We start from the raw sequence: 17020 nt of genomic DNA on the forward strand, positions 1-17020 counted from the left end.
GGCCGTGGCGAGCAATGTCGCGACCGGCGCGCAGCGCGCTCATCCGTCGACGGATCTGCCGTCGGCGACTTCATCGGGGAGCACGGAGTCGTCGGAGCATTCAACGGCTCCGTCCTCGGCACCCTCCGATTCCGCGGCGGTGGCACTTGAGAGCCTCGATGGTGTAGCCACGGCCGGCCCACCGGCGAGCGGCTACCTGCGTGCGGACTTCGGGCTGGGCTGGGGTGATCCGGATCGCAACGGGTGCGATACCCGTAACGACATCCTCGGGCGTGATCTCGATGACGTCAGGTTCAAGACAGGAACTCACGACTGCGTCGTGACGAGTGGAACGTTGTCGGACCCGTACACCGGGGTGACGATCCCTTTCGTGCGAGGCAACGTGACGTCGGAGGCGGTGCAGATCGATCACATCGTGCCCCTCAGTTGGGCATGGAAGTACGGGGCGTCGACCTGGAACGAGCAGACCCGCGTGCTGTTCGCCAACGACCCCGACAATCTGCTGGCGGTCGACGGCCCGACGAACATGGAGAAGTCGGATTCGGGCCCGTCGGACTGGATGCCGCCGAACATCGCCTTCCGTTGCGAGTACGCGATCGACTTCGTCGGTGTGCTGGCAAGCTACGGCTTGTCGATTCCCGTCGATGATCGGGCCGAGCTCGAGTCGACCCTGCGTGAGTGCTGAGCCGTGCCGTCACTCATCGCGTGGCTCGACGCGTCCGCCGAGGAGCAACGGCGGATGCGCGACATCATCCGCCTGTTCGCCGACCGGGAGAGCCGTGACGAGCTGGGTCTCGGTCAGCTCCGCGATGGCATCGCGGACCTGCTGTTTCCCGGCACGTCGACGCTGCTGACCCGCGCACGCTATCTGCTCTTCGTGCCATGGGTGTACCAGCTGGCGGCGCGGTCGAGCGACCCCGTATCGCGGGCCGACCGCCTCGAGCGGGAACTGATCTCGACTATCAAGGGCACCGACGACTATGCGGGGCTCCTCGGCATGCAGGCGGGGGTCGCGCTGAAGACCTTGCCGTCGTCGATCTACTGGTCGATGCTGCGTCACTACGGCGTGCTCGGCGCCCCGACACTCTCGCGCGAGGATGCGCTCCGCATGGACGGCATGCGGCTCGCCGTCGAGGATGACGCGCCGAACGCCCGGTTCGCCGCCTGGTCGCACTCTCTCCCGACGGCGCCGGATGGCTTCCCCGGCACCGCGGAGGGTGGCTTCGCGCTCCGCCGCGAGGAAGCCGCCTGGCTTCGAGACCGCATCCTGGACGCGGCTCCCGGCACCTACTTCGCGCACCTCACGTCGGTCGCGCCGCAAGCTGACAGCCCCACGCCGTGGTCGGATCCGGCTGCGCGCGAACTCGAGCCGGAGCTGTCTCGGTTGCTCGCGCACGCCCGATCCTTCTCGGCCGTGATGCACGGCGCGCAACTGATCTACAACCTGATGATCGCCGAGCAGTACGAGGCCGCGGGGCTGGAGCGTGTCGCCGAGCCTGCTGCCCAGTACCGGTCCGAACTCGACGACTGGGAGCAGCGCTACCCGGACATCGTCGACCTGTCCCGCTGGGACCACGACGAGCTGATCGCCCGCGTCGAGATCGAACGCGGGTCGCCGATCCACCCCTCGACCCGTCGCTTCGTCGACGGATGGCTGAAGATCCTCCGCGACCGGCCGGTTTCCCTCGCGGCGAGCGAGGAGGCACGTCGACTCGTGACGACGCGGGAACGGCAGAACAAGGGAGCGCAGTCGCGGCTGAACAATCCGCGTCGGTTGCCCGGATGGGGCGGCGGCTCCGGTGCGGGCGAACTGGTGTTCCGCTGGCCGACTGTCCGTGGCATCCTGCGCGACCTGCACGACGGGCTCTCGAGGCAGGCGCTCGATGCTTGAGCCTCAGTCGCGTGCCACCCTCACAGACCAGCTCCGCCCGCCGACGGGATTCGAGCTCGTCCACGCGGTCGGCACCACGTTCACCCTCGATCTGACCACGGCGCTCTCGGTGCCGCTGTCGTTCGCCGCGCACCGCGCGACCGATCCTCGAGACCCCATCGGTGTGCTCGACGCGGTTCGACGGGTCGCCGACCGCATCGACCTGTTCGCCCAGGCGGGCGCGATGTCGATGGGCGTGCGCTCCGATCTGGTGGCTTTCCTCGAGGACATGGTGCATCCGGTCGCCGTCGACCATGGGCTCTTCCACCCCAAGGTGTGGCTGCTCGAGTACCGAGCGGGCGACGAGTCGCGATTCCGCTTCGTCTGCGCCAGCCGCAACCTCACTTCCGACCCCAGCTGGGATATCGTGCTGCGGCTCGACGGATGGTTCGCCGACGACAGGTACCGCGAGCATGCGGCAACCGTCAGTGCGCCGCTCGAGACCTTCCTCAAGGCCCTGCCCGGGATGGCGCTCCACGTCGTCGACGATGCTCGGCGTGACCGCATCTTCGACCTCGCCGCACGCACCGTCTCGATCGCGTGGGAGACCCCCGACGACATGAGGGATCTCGCCTTCCATCCGCTCGGTACCCCCGGAGCGAGCGCTCCCGACGTCAAGGGCAAGCGGGCCCTGATCATCTCGCCCTTCGTGTCGGACGACGGTCTGAAGTCCCTGCGGTCGGGAGTTCGGGTGGAGACGCATCTGATCTCGCGGGCCGAGAGTCTCGACCGGCTCGCACCCGCATCGTTCGATCAGCGGATGACGACCTACATCCTCGACGACGCGGCCGCGCAGCTCGGAGATGAGTCGGGCACCGAGTCGTTCGTGCCGGTGGGAGAGCGCCTCGTCGGGCTCCACGCCAAGGCCGTGATCCTCGATCGCGCCGATGGTGCGCACGTGCTGCTCGGCTCCGCCAACGCGACAGACGCCGCGTGGAACGGGAACGTCGAGTTCCTGGTCGAGCTGGTGGGCAGCCAGAATCGGTTCGGCGTGCAGGCGACCCTGGATGCGTTGGGCGAGTTGAAGGAGGAGTACCCGGCGGGCGGCGGCGAGGCCGTCGATCCGGAGGAGGAGGCCACCCGCCGACTGGAATCCGAGCTCCGGCGGATTGCTACCATCCCGCTCTGGGTGAGGGTTCTGGAGGGGGAACCGCACTCGCTTCGTGTCTGGGCGGGGGAGAAGTTCGCCAGCGCCGGCAGACGCCTGGCCGATCGGGGGCTGTCGCTGCGGTGGCATCTGCTGACGCGACCGGACGTGGGCAGCGACGCGCTCCGCAGCGGCGAGGCGAATGGCGTGGAGGTCGGGGGAATCCCTCTCACCGACGTGACCCCGTTCCTGGTGCTCGTCCTGACGGATGCCGAAGGACGGAGCTGCAGCTCGATCCAGCTCGCGCAGTTGCTCGACGACATCGACACACGGCGTGACGCGATCGTGGCGCGGCAGCTCACGGATCGTGCGGCGTTCATCCGCCTGCTGACACTGATGCTCGAACTGAGCGGGATCGGAATCGGGCCCGGCATGGCGAGTGCGGGAGCCACAGGTTTCTTCGGTACCACGGCTGGGGCGTCCGGTGCGGGTCTCTTCGAGGCGCTGATCCGTGCGGTGGGCGAGGGCCGCAGCGGCTTGGCCGAGGTGCGGCGGATCGTCGACTTCATGCGTTCGCAGTCGGACCCGGGTGACATCCTGCCGCAGGGCTTCGACGAGCTGTGGGAGCGCGCGTGGGCGGCGCATCTCGAGCTCGGGGGCACGGCGTGAACGGGTTCGATGTCGACGCCGTGCTGGCCGGACTGAAGGGATTCCAGCGGGCGACGGTCGACCATGTCGTGGATCAGTTCTACGGTGCAGGAAGCGAGTCGGGATCGGGGCGCTTCCTGGTGGCGGACGAGACGGGGCTCGGCAAGAGCATCGTCGCCCGCGGGGTGATCGCCGAGGCCATCGAGCACCTGCAGCACGTGGACGAGGTAGCGCGAATCGACGTCGTCTACGTGTGCAGCAACACCGATCTCGCGACCCAGAACCTGCGTCGCCTCAACGTCACCGGCGAAGACCACATCGGCATGGCGACCCGCCTCACGATGCTGGCGAAGGAGAGCCGCCGACTGGCCGAGCCATCGTCGTCCGGTGGCAAGAAGGTCAACCTCGTGTCGTTCACGCCCGGCACCTCGTTCAAGGACGGAGGGTGGCGCACGGGGTCGTCGTCAGAACGCGCGATGCTCACGGTGATCCTCGACCTGCTGGTCAATCACACGAAGTCCGATCGGCGTACGACCCGGCTGCTCATGCAAGCCACGGTCTCGACTCTCGAGCGATTCGAGAACACGGTTCGCGACCTCGAGCGGGAACTCGCCGGCGAACCGGATCCGAGGATCGTCGAGGCGTTCCACCGACTGATCGAGTCGGACGGAACCCTCGAGCGCTTCCTCGGCCTGAGGGATGAGGCTCGCGGACGGTCGAAGCTCTCACCCGAGCTCAAGCACGACGCGGCGAACCTCACCGCTCGCCTGCGCCAGTCGCTCGCGAAGGCGGGCGTCGACACCCTCGAACCCGACCTCATCATCCTCGACGAGTTCCAGCGGTTCCGGCACCTGCTGGATCCCGAGTCGGGCGATGCGGCGGAGCTCGCTCACGCGCTCTTCGAGCATCCGGACGCGAAGGTGCTGCTGCTCTCGGCGACGCCCTACAAGCCCTTCACCAACAGCGACGACGCGGATGACGACCACTACCGCGACTTCCTCGCAACGGTTCGTTTCCTCGCAGGAGGATCGTCCGCAGTGGTCGCCGGCGTCGCGTCTGCGCTCGACGGCTACCGCAGCGCGCTCGTCACGGGCGGCGATGCAGACGCAGCGGCCGAACTGGTGCGCGAGCGCCTGCTGCCGCTGATGTCGAGATCCGAACGGCCGCCGATCGCGGAGCGGGAGGATCTGGTTGTCGTGCGTCATCTGCCCACCGCGTCCCCGTCGGTCGACGACATCCGCGGATGGGCCGCGCTGCGACGCCTCGGCGACCTGGTCGACTCGCCGGTCGACATCGAGTACTGGAAGTCGATCCCGTACTTCGCCAACTTCATGGACGGGTATCAGTTGGCTCGGCGGGTCGACGAGCACCTGGAGAGCGAACCCGAGTCGACCGCGGCCGCATTGGCGGCATCCGAGTCGCTCGACCGGGAGAAGCTGGAAGCGTTCGACGAGGTCGATCTCGCGAACGGTCACCTTCGCGCCTTGGCCGAGCAGACCGTCGGCGACGGATGGTGGCGGCTGCTTTGGATGCCACCCACCATGCCGTACATCGAACCGGGCCCGGTCTTCGGCCCTCTCTCCGATGGGCGTGTCACCAAGCAGGTGATCTTCTCGGCATGGTCCGGCGTGCCGACGGCGGTGGCGGCGCTGCTCAGCTACGAGGCGGACCGGCAGATCGCGGCCGACAGGAGCGTATTGCGGGCGAACACCCCGGACGCGCGCAAGGCGGTACGGTCGCGTCTGAACTATCCGTTGCCCGAGGGTCGCCCAGCCGCGATGTCGACTCTGGCCCTCTTCTGGCCGCATCCGGCGCTCGCCGAGCTCGGCGACCCGCTCGAAGCCGCGCGCCGAGTCGGCGGACGGATCAGTGACGACGATCTCGTTGCGGATGTCGCTTCGCGACTGAGCGCGGAGTTCGACGCCGACCAACTCTGGGAGGCGAGCTTCGGCACGCCGGGCGGTGTGCCCGACGACATCCGTGCGACGTCACCCGAGCAGCTGGCCGCGGGCGGAGATGACGAGGAGGGCCCCGCCGGACTGATCGCGCACATCCGGCTCGCACTCGACACTCCGACAAATGACCCGCGGACGCATCCGGAGTTGGCGAGACTCGCCGCCCACGCGCCCGGCAATGTCGCGTGGCGAGCGTTGCGAAGCGTGGCCGGCCCGGAAGCCAGCGAGCAGGGTATGTGGCGCGCGGCCTTCGAACTCGCCGGCGGCATCCGCACCCTGTTCAACCGCAAGGAGAGCATCGCCCTGCTGGTCGCTCTCTATGGCGACGATCGTCAGGTGCCGTTCTGGCTGAGCGTTCTGGCGTATTGCGCCGACGGCAATCTTCAGGCGGTGCTCGACGAGTACCTGTTCCAGCTGATGAGCGAGAACGGGGGAGCTGAGCTCGGCGACGCCGAACTGCTCGATCTCGCCCGTCGGGCGGTCGACGCCCTGAGCCTGCGGCCGGCGCGGTACGAGGCGCGCGACGTGACCCCCGAACGTGCAGAGATCCCGCTGGTGGCGCGGTTCGCGCTCCGATACGGCGGCAAGACGACGACGGACGCGGATGAGCGCGCCGGTGTCCGCCAGGGCGAGGTGCGCGCCGCCTTCAACAGCCCGTTCGCCCCCTTCGTGTTGGCCTCGACGAGCGTCGGGCAGGAGGGCATCGACTTCCACTGGTGGAGCCACTCGGTGGTGCACTGGAATCTGCCGAGCAACCCCGTCGACTTCGAGCAGAGGGAGGGCCGGGTGAATCGGTACGCGGGCCACGCGGTGCGCAAGAACGTGGCTACCGCGCACTGGCAAGACGTGGTCGGTTCGTCGGATCCGCGCGCGTGGCGAGCCGCGTTCGACGCGGCAGGCGCCTCGGACAGCTCGACACTCGGAGAGTTCTCGCCGTGGTGGATCTACCCCGGGCCGGCGCGCATCCACCGCTTGCTCGCGACATACCCGCTCAGCCGGGACGCCGACAAGTACGAGCGCCTTCGCTCGGCCCTGACGCTCTACCGCCTCACACTGGGGCAACCGCGACAGGAGGACATGATCGACATGCTGGCGCGGCGGGACGTGGCGGACGACGCGCTGCCGACGATCGACCTGCGGCCGCCATCGGCCCGCCGTCGGTCGGTCGGTTGAGGAGGCAAATCGCTACTAGCGTGGAGTCTCGCGAGCCCTGTCGGCTCTGCATCGAGGAGCATTCGTGAGCAATCTGGGTTCGTTCGTTTGGCAGATCGCCGACCAGCTACGCGGGGTATACAAACCGCACCAATACGGCGACGTGATCCTTCCGATGACCATCCTGCGCCGCCTCGACTGCGTGCTCGAGAGCAGCCACGACGAGGTGGGCGCGATCATCGCGAAGCACCCGGAGGGCGGCCGGCGCGACGCTCTCATTCGCAAGGCGACCGGCGTCAGCTTCTTCAACACAAGCCCGTGGACGTTCGCGAAGCTCGTCTCCGACCCCGACGGGCTCGCCGCGAACCTCGCCGACTTCATCGCCCGCTTCTCCGACGACATCGACGTCTTCGAGCAGTTCAAGTTCGACAACGAGATCCACACGATGGCGGAGAACAACCGCCTGCTGCTCGTGGTGCAGAAGTTCGCCGCCCTCGACCTGCACCCCGACCGCGTCTCGAACGCCGAGATGGGCGACCTGTTCGAGGAGCTGATTCGCAAGTTTGCGGAGGCTTCCAACGAGACCGCGGGTGAGCATTTCACCCCACGCGACGCCATCCGGCTGATGGTCGACCTGCTGTTCGCGGGAGACGACAGCGGTATCAGCGAGGCGGGCATCATCCGCCGCGTCTACGACCCGACAGCCGGCACCGGCGGCATGCTCTCGGTGGCCGAGGAGCGCATCCTGGCCATGAATCCGGATGCGCGCCTGCGGCTGTACGGGCAGGAGATCAACCCGCAGTCGTACGCGATCTGCAAGTCGGACATGATCGCGAAGGGGCAGGACGCCTCGAACATCAAGCGCGGAGACACCCTCGCCGACGACCTGTTCGCGGGGCAGCGTTTCGACTACGTGCTCTCGAATCCGCCGTACGGGGTCGACTGGAAGGCGTCGCAGGCGGCGATCGCCGCGCACATCCAGGAGGCGGGCGACGCGAGCCGCTTCCCGGGCGGGCTGCCGCCGATCAGTGACGGGCAGATGCTGTTCCTGCAGCATGTGACCACGAAGCTCGAGAAGCGGCACAACGGCGGCGGGCGCGCGGCGATCGTGTTGAACGGGTCGCCGCTATTCACGGGCGCCGCCGGATCTGGGCCGAGCGAGATCCGCCGCTGGCTGCTCGAGAACGATTTCGTGGATGCGATCGTCGCGCTGCCGACGAACATGTTCTACAACACCGGCATCGCCACCTACGTGTGGCTGCTCGACACCGAGAAGCCGGTCGGGCGTGACGGCACGGTGCAGCTCATCGACGGTACGAGCTTCTTCACGAAGATGCGCAAGAACCTCGGCCAGAAGTCGCGCGAGATCACGGATGCGAACCGCGACGAGATCGTGCGGCTGTACGCCGAGCACGCCGAGGGCGAGCACGCGAAGATGTTCCCGACAGATGCGTTCGGCTACTGGACGATCACCGTCGAGCGCCCGCTGCGCGACGACGCGGGCGAGGTGATGACGGATGCGAAGGGCCGCCCGAAGCCCGACAGCAAGCTGCGCGACACCGAGAACGTGCCCTTCGGCTACGGCGGGAATACGGCGGGCGCCGACGGCCGCGACGCCGCCATCCGCGCCTACCTCGACGCCGAGGTGCTCCCCCACGTGCCGGATGCCTGGCTCGACCCCGCCAAGACGAAGGTCGGCTACGAAATCCCCTTCACCCGGCACTTCTACCGCTACGTGCAGCCGCGCCCGCTCGAGGAGATCGACCGCGACCTCAACGAGCTCGTCGCCGAGATCATGGAGCTGCTGCGCGAGGTGGAGCGGTGAGCTCGAGCGACCTTGACGGAGCGCTCGACGCTCTCCCAAGGGGTTGGGAGGTCCGTCAGATCGGTCGTCAGGCGTGGGTTCGTGCCCGCCTCGGCTGGAAAGGACTCACCGCGGACGAGTACGTGGACGACGGTGGCCATCCGATGCTCGCGACCCCGAACATCAAGGGAGTCGAGATCGACTTCAAGTCGGCGAACCGAATCTCCTCACAACGCTTCGAAGAGTCCCCGGAGATTCAACTTGCTCGGGGTGATGTGCTCCTCACAAAGGACGGTTCCACGATCGGAACCGTCAACATGATTCGTCATCTGCCGGAGCCGGCGACCGTCAACGGCTCGATTGCGGTGATCTCGCCCCGCGAGAACCTCGACGGGCGGTTCCTCTACTGGGTGCTCGTCAGCGAATATGCGCAGTCGATGTTTGATCGCTTCCGCGAAGGCATGGGAGTGCCGCACCTGTTTCAGCGCGACATCAACCGCATCCCGATTCCTGCGCCGCCTTCGTCAACACAACGTAGGATCGCCGACTACCTCGACCGCGAGACCGCCCAGATCGATACGCTCATCTCGAAGCAGGAGCAGTTGATCGCGAGGCTGCGCGAGCGGAAACAGTCCACGATTCTCCGAATGACGACGCGCGGGACCGACAGTCAGGCGCTGAAGGACTCGACACTCGAGTGGATCGACCAGGTGCCGGCGTCTTGGGACGTGGTCAACATCCGCCGAGTCGCCGAGATGAAGACCGGGCACACGCCGAGCCGGACGGTCGACGCGTACTGGGAGAACACGACGATTCCCTGGTTCACGCTCGCCGACGTCTGGCAGTTGCGCGACGGGACGCGGACCTACCTCGGTGAGACCGCGAACAGCATCAGCGAACTGGGCCTGGCGAACTCAGCCGCCGAGCTGCTGCCCGCCGGCACAGTCGTGTTGTCGAGGACCGCATCGGTGGGGTTCACCGGGATTATGCCCACGCCGATGGCAACCAGCCAAGATTTCTGGAACTGGGTGTGTAGCCCCGCGTTGCTCCCCGATTACCTCGTGTATGTGTTCCGCGCCATGCACGATCACTTCCGTTCCCTCATGATCGGGTCGACGCACAAGACGATCTATCAACCGGTCGCCGCAGCCATCCGCATCCCCCTCCCCCCTACCGACGAGCAGCGCCGCATCGTGGCGCAGCTCGACGAGCAGACCGCCAAGATCGACACCCTCATCGCGAAGGCGGAGCGGTTCATCGTGCTAGCGAAGGAGCGGCGGGCGGCGCTCATCACGGCGGCGGTGACGGGGCAGCTGGATGTGACCGCGGCCTGAGTGTGGCCTTGTGTGGTGCGTGGGCTGTCTTCGACACGCCCGCTTCGCCGGGCTACTCATCCGGCGGGGTAGACCCAGTCACCTGAGTGGGGGCTGAAGGGCTGGGTGACACATGCGCCATGCTTGAGAGCATCATGGCGATCCACCACGAGAAGGCGTTCGAAGACGAAATCTGCGCCGCCCTCGAAGCCAACGGCTGGCTGTACTCTCCTACCGCATCCGGCTACGACCAGAAGCGGGCGCTGTTCCCGGATGACGTGTTCGCCTGGCTGCAGGAGACGCAGCCCGAGGAGTGGGCGAAAGCCGTCAAACCCGCCGCATCCGCCGCCGAGCAGGAGCAGGCGAAGCAGCAGCTGCTCGACCGGCTCGTGACCACGCTCGACCTGCCGCTGGATGCGGGAGGCGGCACCCTAAACGTGCTGCGGAACGGGTTCAAGAAGACGCCCGCGTCGTTCGCCATGTGCGCGTTCAAGCCGGCGACGAGCCTCAACGCGAGCGCGCTGGCCCGCTACCAGGCCGTGCGGCTACGGGTCATGCGGCAGGTGTTCTACTCGTCGAAGAAGCGCGACTCGATCGACCTCGTGCTGTTCGTCAACGGCCTCCCCGTCGCGACAATCGAGCTCAAGACCGACGACACGCAGTCGCTCGCGGACGCCGTGCAGCAGTACCGCCACGACCGCGGCCCGCAGGGCGAGCCGCTGCTCGGCTTCGGCAACCGCACCCTCGTGCACTTCGCCGTCTCCACCGACCGTGTCGCCATGACCACCCGGCTCGCCGGTGCCGCCACCCACTTCCTCCCGTTCGACCGTGGGGACGCCGGCCGCAGCGGCAACCCGACCGTGCCCGGGAAGGCGGCATCCGCCTACCTCTGGGAGCAGGTGCTGCAGCGAGACGCGTGGCTGCACATCGTCGGCAAGCTGCTGCACCTCGAGAAGAAGACCAGCACCGACCCCATCACGGGTGCCGTCACGAAGTCGACGAGCATACTGTTCCCGCGCTACCACCAGTGGGAGCTCGTCACCACCCTGCTCGACGCCGCGCGTACCGAGGGGCCCGGTCATCGGTACCTCGTGCAGCACTCCGCCGGCTCCGGCAAGACCAACTCGATCGCCTGGCTCGCTCACGGCCTCGCCACCATGCACGACGACGCCGACCGGCGCGTGTTCGACACCGTCATCGTGGTCACCGACCGCACCGTGCTCGACGACCAGCTGCAGCGCGCCATCCGCGAGATCGAGGGCGTCGACGGCACCGTCGCCACCATCAACGCGGATGAGGTGCGCAAGGCCGGCGACGACGTCACCTCCAAGTCGGGGCTGCTCGCACGCGAACTGCTCTCCGGGAAGCACATCGTGATCGTCACGCTGCAGACGTTCCCCTTCGCGCTCGAAGCGATCCACAGCACCACGGGTCTCGCCGAGAAGCGGTTCGCGATCATCGCCGACGAGGCGCACTCCTCGCAGACCGGCGAGGCGGCGAAGAAGCTCAAAGAGGTGCTCACCGCGGAGGAGCGCGCCGACGTCGACGACGGCGCCGACTTCGACACGGAGGCCGTGCTCGCCGAGCAGATGGCGGCCCGCGCCGACTCCCCGAACCTCTCGTTCTTCGCCTTCACCGCCACCCCGAAGGCGAAGACGATGGAACTGTTCGGGCGGATCGGCGACGACGGCACACCGCATCCGTTCCACGTCTACACGATGCAACAGGCGATCGAGGAGGGCTACATCCTCGACGTGCTGAAGAACTACACCACCTACGACACCGCGTTCCGGATCGCCGAACAGAGCAGCCGCCACCTGCAGGCCGTCGACGTCGTCGACGAGACGGAGGCCACCAAGAAGCTGATGCGCTGGGTGTCGCTGCACCCCACCAACATCGCCCAGAAGGTGCAGATCATCGTCGAGCACTACCGCGCCAACGTGCGGCACCTGCTCGACGGGCACGCGAAGGCGATGGTGGTGACGAGCTCGCGCGAGCACGCGGTGCGCTACAAGGAGCTGATCGACGCGTACATCGCCAGGAAGGGCTACCGGATGGCGACTCTCGTCGCGTTCTCCGGCACGCTCACTGCGGAGCAGGTGCCCGGCGCGCACCCGCCGGGCGTCGAACCGCCGTACTCGGAGACGAACCTCAACGCGGGCCTGCGGGGGCGCACCCTGCCTGCCGCGTTCGCATCCGACGACTTCCAGATCCTCATCGTCGCCAACAAGTACCAGACCGGCTTCGACCAGCCACTGCTGAGCGCCATGTACGTCGACAAGCGCCTCTCCGGCGTTACCGCGGTGCAGACGCTCTCCCGCCTCAACCGCACCTACCCGGCGGCAGGCAAGGACACCACCTTCGTGCTCGACTTCGTCAACGACCCGGGCGAGATCCTCGGCTCGTTCCAGCCGTACTTCCGCGACGCGCGACTGTCGGAGGTGACGGATGTCGACACGATCCACGACATCCGCACGCGCCTCGACGCGGCCGACATCTACGCGGATGCGGAGGTCGAGGCGTTCACCGACGCCTTCTTCGCCGGCACCCGGCACACCGCCCACACGGCGCCGCTCAAGGCGGCCGCCGACCGCTTCAACGGGCGATACGCGGATGCCGTGGCCGTCGACAACCGCGCGGACCTCGAAGAGCTCGACCTGTTCCGCAAGAACGTCGGCACCTTCGTGCGCATGTACGACTTCCTCTCCCAGATCGTCGACTACGGCGACACCGGGCTCGAGAAGCGCTCGCTCTACCTGCGGCTGCTGCTGCCCCGGCTGACCGGGCGCCGGGACGAGGAGCCGATCGACTTCTCGACCGTCGAGCTGACCCACATCAAGCAGGCCCGCTCCGGCGAGCACCGGCTCGACCTCGCCTCGGGCGCCGAGGTGCAGCTGCATCCGCCGGGCGAGGCCGGCTCGGGGACGGCGCGCGACCCGCGGATGGTGCGGTTGGCGGAGGTGCTCGCCCGCATCAACGAGCTGTTCGCCGACGAGGACTTCGCGGCGTCCGAAGAGCAGTCGTGGGTGGAGGGGCTGGTCACCGTGCTGAGCGACAACCCGATCATCCGCACCCAGGCGAGCGCCAACACGCGGGCTCAGTTCGTGGAGTCGCCCGACCTCGGCGACGCGGTGACGGAGGCCGTGCTCGGCAATCAGGCGGCCCACGGGAAGATGGCCGACATCTACTTCGACCGCGCCGAGGTGCAGCTCGAGGTGAAGCGGTTGCTCGGTGAGCTCGTGCACGAGGCGATCCTCGGCGAGACTGGTGCCCGGGGCGCGTGAAGCGGCCGAATGTCGGGCCCGGGGGGCAGCCCGCCCCGAGTTGGGGGAGGTTGGGGTCGGCGGCGAATGGCAACATGACACGGTGAGCACAGCACGTTCTACGCGAGTTCGACGATGACCGACGAGATCGAGCTCGTAGCCGACGAGCAGGGACTTGCAGTGATCGGTAGCCCTCAGGCGGTCGATGTGTTCCTCGCCGAGCAGGAGCTCAACTCGCGGAGGCTGGACCTGGGCCGCCTAACCAAATTCGCGGCGCACGGTGGGTCCGCCGTGAACGCCGCCTCGCTGATCGCCGCCAACACCGGCAGGTGGGTGCAGATCACCGACAAGTCCGCGCAGCTGATGCAGACGAGCCGGATGATGACCGGATCCGCGGACGGCCTGAAGCGTGCGGTCTTCACCACCGACAAGGGCAAGATCACGGGCCTTCTCGAGATCGTCAAGACGCCCACCTCGATCCTGACCAATCCCGCGCTCCTCTCCGGAGTCGGCGGGCTCATGACGCAGATGGCCATGCAGAAGGCCATGGACGACATCCAGGACTACCTCGTGGTCATCGACAAGAAGATCGACGACGTGCTGCGCGCGCAGAAGGATGCGGCCCTCGCCGACATGATCGCCGTGGGATTGATGATCGACGAGGCAATGACGATCCGCGCCGAAGTTGGCAAGGTGTCGGACGTCACGTGGTCGAAGGTGCAAGGCGGCGGCATGGCGATCGCGCGCACCCAGGCGTACGCGCTGCGTCAACTCGATGCGCTCGCCGAGAAGCTCGAACGCGAGTCGCACGTCGACGACCTGGCGAAGACCACCACGGCTGCCGCGCGAACGGTGCAGGAATGGCTCGCCGTGCTCGCACGCTGCTTCCAGCTGCACGACGGCCTCGCCGTGCTCGAACTCGAGCGGGTGCTCGACGCGACCCCCGACGAACTCGATCGCCACCGCATCGGCTTGCAGAAGGCGGCACGCAAGCGATTCGAGTCGATCACCGCGACCACCACGCGACTGCTGAGGCGGATGGACGAAGTAGCGGGGTTCACGAGCGCCACCGTTCTCATGAACCCGTTCAACTCGCGCAAGGTCGTGAACTCGATCAACAGCACAGGGGCGGAGATCGCCCAGTTCCACGGCGTGATCGGGGTCGCTGGCGATCGTCAGGCGATTGAAGCCAAGCGGTGGCTCGACGCAGCGGGAGATGTGCGTGACGACACCATCGGCAAGGGGGCGGAAGCCATCGAGGTGACCGTCCAGTTCGGAAGCGACACCTTCACCAAGGCGCGCAAGGGCGTGGGGCGATTCGCTACGGATGTGTCGGAGAGGTTGTTGCGCGAGCGGGACGAGAAACCGATCGATTCATGATGCCGGTGGGTCTCGAGACGCGTCCGCTTCGCGGGCGCTCCTCGACCACCTCGGCTCGACGAAGCGGAGCGGGCGGGCTCCCGAAGGAACCCGCCCGCCCGTATCACTCGACCACGACCGGCCCGGCGTCGCCGACGCGGACGATGAACTGGCCGCGCCCGCCCGACGCGGCCGCCGCCTCGAGGGTGCGCAACTGCAGCAGCGCCGGGTGCGCCTCGAGCACCTGCGCGACGTTCGCGAGGGAACGCAGCGCGGCCGCATCCGCTCGAGCGCGCTCGAGCTTGGCGCGGCCCTGCTCGCGGGCGAGAGCCGTCTCGGCGAACGCGTGACGCAGCTCGGCGGTCAGGGTGATGTCGCGCGTGGCGAACTCCATCACCTCGGCACCGAGCGCGGCCGCGGCATCCGCGAACGCGTCGCGCACACCCGACAGCAGCTCGCCGCGCGCGGCCAGCACCTCGTCGAGCGTGCGGGCCACGACCGCCTCGCGCACGGCCAGCTGCGCCAGCACGTACACGGCATCCACCGGGATGTCGGCCGCCGTCAGCCAGGCGCGCGCGTCGAACACGCGGTAGCGCACCAGCGGGGTGACGCGCACCTGCATGCCGTCGGCGGTCAGCACGTCCTGCGTCGCCAGCGCCAGCCAGCGGGCGCGGGTGTCGACCAGCCGCCACAGCTCGCGACGGCGCCGGCGGTACCGGCCCGCCTCGACGGTGCGGGTGATGACACCCTCGCGCAGCACGACGGCCTGCTCCCACGGCTGCACGGTCACGCGCCAGCCGAGGTCGATGTTGCGGATGGTGGTCATTTGGGGTGTCTCCTTTCTTGAGGGTTGGTCTCGACACGCCGCCTTCGGCGGCTACTCGACCAACGCGAAGAGTGGGGTCTCGACACGCCCGCTTCGCGGGCTACTCGACCGGCGGGTAGCGGCGCTCCTCGACCGGCTGGCCTTGATGGGCTCCCGCCCCTGCGCGACGGCGGGTTGCGGGCGATGCGGGGGAGCGGAGCTCACCCGACCGCGCAGAGCGACCCGACGTCCGGTGCGCAGGGGCGGAAGCCCTGCCGACTCGAACGGCGTATGCCAAGAGCGGGAATGCAGTCCCGCGCTGGATCGTGCCCCGACGTGCGGAACCGGGTGGGCGACAGCCTCCGGCCGCAGGGATCCGACCTCGTGCGGCGGCCTCGACGGACCGCCAGGTCTCAGCGGGTGGAGGCGGGATTCTGGAGCAGCGCGAAAGCGCGCGAGATCCCGCGGTAACCCGCGTGGATGTCGTGTTCTGTGCGCACGTGCGTCTCCTCAGAGTGTGATCCCGCCCGGATGGGCAGGACAGCGACACTAGCGACACGCCCGGGATGCACGCAAGTCCCGATTCGGTCGCAACCCCCGTGCGGGCGGGCGACGAGGCTGTCAAGGGCGGTGCCGCATCCGGTCGACGCGCCTAGCGTCGAGGTATGGACGCCGCCGCAGCCACCGCCCGTCCCTCCGACATCACCCGCCAGATCGGGGTGATCTCCGCCGCCGTCTTCATGATCATCGCGGCGCTCGTCGGCACCGGGCTGCTCGGCGGCACACCCGTGCAGGACCTGCAGGGCGGGGCGCTCGACGCCGACGGCAGCTACCTCGCTCCGGCCCGGCCGGCCTTCCAGATCTGGAGCGCCATCTACCTCGGCCTGCTCGCCTACACGGTGTGGCAGGCGATGCCCGGCCAGCGCGAGAGCGCCCGGCAGCGCACCATCGGCTGGTGGATCGCCCTCACCATGGTGCTCAACGGCCTGTGGCTGGTGCTCGCGCAGTTCACCACGCTGCTGCTCACACTGGTCGGCATCGTCGTGCTGCTCGTGGCGCTCGCCGTGACGTTCCGCATCGCGGTGCGCACCCGTCAGGGCGGCGACGGGCTGGCGGATGCCCTGCTCATCGACGGCGTCACCGGCCTGCACCTCGGGTGGGTCACCCTCGCCACCGTCGCCAACGCGACGGCGCTGCTCACCCAGACGGCACCGGGTGCGTGGGCCGACGCCGCCACCGGTGTCGGCATCGCAGTGCTCGTGGTGGTCGGCCTCATCGGGGTGGCGCTCGCCGTGGCCAGCCGCGGGCGGATCGCGCCGGCCCTCGCGCTCGCGTGGGGGCTCAGCTGGCTGGCAGTGGCGCGGCTCACCGGCGAACCCGAGAGCTTCGGCATCGGGGTCGCGGCGATCGTCGTCGCGGTGGTGGTGCTCGTCGCGGCGGTCGTCGTGCGGTTCGGGCGCGCGGGGGTGCCGGCGGCGTAGAGCGTGGCGATGGTCTCGAGACGCGGCCGCTTCGCGGGCCCCCTTCGACAACCCGCGGGTGCGGGCGCTGTCGGAGGGCGCGCCTAGCCTGACGGTGTCGTGCCACCGATGCTCAGGAGGCATGCCATGAAGGTTCCCGTCGCCACGTCCCGGCTGCAGGGCAAGCGGGTACGGGCTGCGGGCCGTCGACTGATGGGCGGTTGTCGCACTCGCATAACGTATT

Annotated in this window: 10 protein-coding genes; 9 read left to right on the top strand and 1 reads right to left on the bottom strand. The window is 68.2% G+C overall.

All coding sequences use genetic code 11. The annotated features are described in order from the left end of the window. Positions 1–4: 4 nt before the first annotated feature. From NUH29_RS06475 to NUH29_RS06510, 8 genes are all read left to right on the top strand, one after another. Positions 5–685 (top strand): HNH endonuclease family protein, encoded by a 681-nt coding sequence (locus NUH29_RS06475; protein ID WP_258798211.1) that lies wholly within the window; start codon positions 5–7, stop codon positions 683–685. A gap of 3 nt (positions 686–688) precedes the next feature. Next, a complete protein-coding gene (locus NUH29_RS06480; RefSeq protein ID WP_258798212.1) occupies positions 689–1891 on the top strand; it encodes a DUF6361 family protein in 1203 nt (400 codons plus the stop codon). Beyond that, positions 1884–3686 carry a phospholipase D family protein gene (locus NUH29_RS06485; protein ID WP_258798213.1) on the top strand — a complete coding sequence of 601 codons (1803 nt, stop codon included), beginning with the start codon at positions 1884–1886 and terminating at the stop codon, positions 3684–3686. The genes NUH29_RS06480 and NUH29_RS06485 overlap by 8 nt, the downstream gene beginning before the upstream one ends. After that, positions 3683–6793: a DEAD/DEAH box helicase gene (locus tag NUH29_RS06490; protein ID WP_258798214.1), complete on the top strand. Its 3111-nt coding sequence runs from the start codon at positions 3683–3685 to the stop codon at positions 6791–6793. Before NUH29_RS06485 ends, NUH29_RS06490 begins: the two co-directional genes overlap by 4 nt. Positions 6794–6857: 64 nt before the next feature. Further along, complete coding sequence (locus tag NUH29_RS06495; protein WP_258798215.1) at positions 6858–8597, top strand: type I restriction-modification system subunit M; 1740 nt, start codon at positions 6858–6860, stop codon at positions 8595–8597. Next, on the top strand, positions 8594–9910 hold the full coding sequence (locus tag NUH29_RS06500; protein ID WP_258798216.1) for a restriction endonuclease subunit S: 1317 nt from the start codon (positions 8594–8596) through the stop codon (positions 9908–9910). Before NUH29_RS06495 ends, NUH29_RS06500 begins: the two co-directional genes overlap by 4 nt. A gap of 119 nt (positions 9911–10029) precedes the next feature. Beyond that, the gene (locus NUH29_RS06505) at positions 10030–13173 is read left to right on the top strand and encodes a type I restriction endonuclease subunit R (protein ID WP_258798217.1); all 3144 of its coding nucleotides are present in this window, start codon (positions 10030–10032) and stop codon (positions 13171–13173) included. 114 nt (positions 13174–13287) lie between these two features. Then, on the top strand, positions 13288–14532 hold the full coding sequence (locus tag NUH29_RS06510; RefSeq protein ID WP_258798218.1) for a hypothetical protein: 1245 nt from the start codon (positions 13288–13290) through the stop codon (positions 14530–14532). Between the two features lie 103 nt (positions 14533–14635). Here NUH29_RS06510 and NUH29_RS06515 read toward each other — a convergent pair whose 3' ends face one another. Continuing rightward, entirely contained in the window at positions 14636–15337 is a 702-nt protein-coding gene (locus NUH29_RS06515; protein ID WP_258798219.1) for an SPFH domain-containing protein, read from the bottom strand. A 644-nt stretch (positions 15338–15981) separates the two neighbouring features. On the opposite strand from NUH29_RS06515, the gene NUH29_RS06520 reads away from it, so the two are divergent. After that, positions 15982–16797 (top strand): TspO/MBR family protein, encoded by an 816-nt coding sequence (locus NUH29_RS06520; protein ID WP_258798220.1) that lies wholly within the window; start codon positions 15982–15984, stop codon positions 16795–16797. Positions 16798–17020: the final 223 nt, after the last annotated feature.

The organism is Protaetiibacter mangrovi (assembly GCF_024752305.1).
Lineage (GTDB): Bacteria > Actinomycetota > Actinomycetes > Actinomycetales > Microbacteriaceae > Homoserinibacter > Homoserinibacter mangrovi.